Origin of the sequence: Streptomyces milbemycinicus (assembly GCF_002154605.1) — a bacterium.
GTDB classification, from domain to species: Bacteria; Actinomycetota; Actinomycetes; order Streptomycetales; family Streptomycetaceae; genus Streptomyces; species Streptomyces milbemycinicus.
The window spans coordinates 1-2,806 of sequence record NZ_MUNE01001022.1 but is presented as its reverse complement, the minus strand read 5'-3'; the positions used below and the strand labels follow the sequence as shown (position 1 = coordinate 2,806).

Annotated in this window: 1 protein-coding gene; it reads left to right on the top strand. The window is 70.5% G+C overall.

Translation table 11 applies throughout. The features are described from left to right. Positions 1-206: 206 nt before the first annotated feature. Positions 207-2,806: lonely Cys domain-containing protein (locus CCN51_RS50550; RefSeq protein WP_158104790.1), on the top strand; the 2,600-nt coding region annotated here is incomplete at its 3' end.

Here is a 2,806-nt window from a genome sequence, read left to right as displayed (position 1 = left end):
CCGAGGGTTCCGGCGGGGTCGCGGCCCGAGGTGCGCCTGGGGTTTCCGGCGCGAACGGTGCCGGATTGTGGGCATTGGCGCCGAAGCTGGTGATGTCCATGCGGGGGGGCTGCATTTCGCGGTTCACCGCGCCGGTTGACCCGCAGACGGCCACACCACCCGTTCCGCTCGCCGTGCGGACCGCCGTGTCTCCGGCGGAGCGGCTGTTGAAGGCTCTGCACGGGCGGGACCTGCGGTTCCGGCGCGGCCGGTTTGACGTGGACGTGGTGGCCCGTCATGTGCTTCACCTGCCGGAGGGCGCGCCGGTGGATCAGGCGGTGCGTGCGGAGTTGTTCGGGTTGGTGAGGGCTGCCAAGGCGGACGGGCGTGCGGGGAGTCTGGCGGCGCTGGGGGCGTTCCATCTGGAGAGGCTGGAGGCGGCCGGGTCGGCCCGGAGCGGCCACTTCACGCGGGGGGGACACCGGGTTCCGGGTCTGAACTGGCTGGGGTCGGACGCCCTGAAGCTGAACACGGACTGGAGCGATGTCCTTACGCCGCAGGCGGACGGTTCCCTGGCGAGCGGTGGCCCCGGGGGGATGACGCCGTGGCCGAAGAGGCAGTGGCCGTACGTCGTCGGGGCCGACTGGCGCGAGGACAAGAAGAAGGTGGTGGTGCGGCTGCCGGACGGTTCGACGCGGGACGCGGACATCGAGGAGTTCGTGGAGCTGGTGGCGGCGGATGTGGCGCGGGCGAAGCTGCCGCCGGGCACCCCGATCGTGGTGGCCGTTCCCTTCCTGGGCCGGTATGGCCCGTTGTTGCAGGAGCTGGCGGAACGTACGGGTCTGGTGGTGTGGCCGCACAGCGGTGAGGCGAGGGTCCGCCCGCTGCCCGGCGGGAAGGGCAGTATCGCCACGGTTGTCGGGCGGCCGGGGGTTCCCAAGGGTGCCTGGGTTCCGCTCCGGCCGGGCCAGGGGCCGGTGTTCGATGAGAGCGTGCCCGACTGGTACCGCGACGTGGTGATGTTCCCGATCGTCAGTGAGATGACCGGGGGGCGGATGGGCGACGCCTCGTTCGAACCCGCCGAGTATGCGGAGGACTTCGAGGAGGGCGACCGCCGTCTCGACCAGATGACGACGTACGTCGACTACAGATTCGCCTTGAAGCTCGTTTCGCCGGAGCAGGATTTGCCGCGTCCGGGTCCCGAGGGCAGTCCGTTCCCTGAGAGCAGCGCGTACCGCATCAGCCTGCATGGCGTGCCGGGCTACATGGTGCTGTCGGTGTGGAGCGGGGACCGCGTGTACAACCGCTTCATCGATGAGAGTGAGGCGGTGGCCTGGGTGAAGTGGCTGGTGTCCCGGCTGCCCTGGAACCGCTGGATCGACTTCGCCTGCTGCTCCCTCGCGTCCCCCAAGGACAGCGACACGCCGGGTCCTCCCGCCCACGGATCCCTCTTCGACCGCAAGGTGTTCGTGGCCGATCCGCTGCGGGAGCTGTCTCTGGGGCAGCACATGGTGAACGGGGCGCGGCGCTGGGCGCGTGTCTCCTACGGCCAGCAGACGGAGACAAAGCTGTCGGCGAACGGCAAGTACGTGCGGGCCCTGTTCGCCGATGCCCAGGGGCGGGCCCGGGATTGGGAGCTGCCGCGGCCGGATCCGGAGGGTGCGGAGCTGGACCGGCTTGCGGTGGTGGCCCGGTTGCACTCGGGGAGTGGCCCGGTGTCGGCGGAGGTGCGGGAGCGGACGCTGATTGCGGTGCGGGCGCTGAAGTTGATGTTCGGGGTGTATGCGGAGGACCGTGCCGATTTCGGGGAGCTGCTGCGGGGGGTGGCGGCGGTGGACGAGATGTGGCTGGCCGATCCGGAGTTCCGGCGGGTGGGTCCGCTGACGCTGGATCTGCTGTCGCGGGTGATCGAGGCGCGTCCGGAGGCGGCGTCCGGGGTGGATCAGGATGTTGCCCGCCGGGTGCTGGCCGCGGCGGCGGCGTGGTGGGATGCACGGCCTCGTGGTCCGCAGGGCGGGCGCGTGGACATGCCGTGGGACTTCGTGGATCTGCCGGTGGTGCGGCTGGGCGCGCAGTGGGTGCGGGGGGGTGCGGCGAGGTTCGAGGCCGCCAACGCCCTGAGCCTGTTCAGCTCCGCTCCGTTGGGTGAGGCGCAGCGGTTGCGGATGCTGTGGGCGTGGGTCAGGACCATGGACCTGCTGGGCAAACCCGGTGTGGACGTGGACGTGCTCGCCGTACGGGTGCTCCACCTGGACCCGAGCCTCCCCGTTGGCCGGGCGGAGCGTGAGAACCTGCGGACCCTGCTCACCCGGGCATTCGCCGTGGGGCGGGACGCGTCCGACACGGACGTGGCGGCCGCGTACCACCTGGAGGTGAACTGGGCGTTCGCCGTCACCGACAGGGACACGGTCCTGGACGGGATCCGGGGGAACGGCCGTGACTTCACGGGGGAGTCGTGGCCGCGGGTGAACCTCGCGCAGATCCGTACGTCCGGCGGGCTGGTGGACGCGCCGTGGCGGAACCGGAACCGGAACCGGAACCGGCAGGCGATCGAGCTGGACCTCTACCTGATGCGGATCGAACTGGACCCGCAGGACCCGAACATCATCCAGCTGGACATCGACGGCGACGTGTTCTGGATACCGGTCAGTGAGTTCCTGGAGCTGATGGCGAACGACTCCATCCTGCTAGCCAAGGGAAGGGGCACCGAAGTCGTCTTTTCGCACGCCCGGCCGGCTCCCGGCATCGACGAGGTGGCGAGGCGGCTGGCGCAGCGGTTGGGCCGTCCTGTGCGGTGGACCGACGACCCGACGGACCTGTCCGGCAA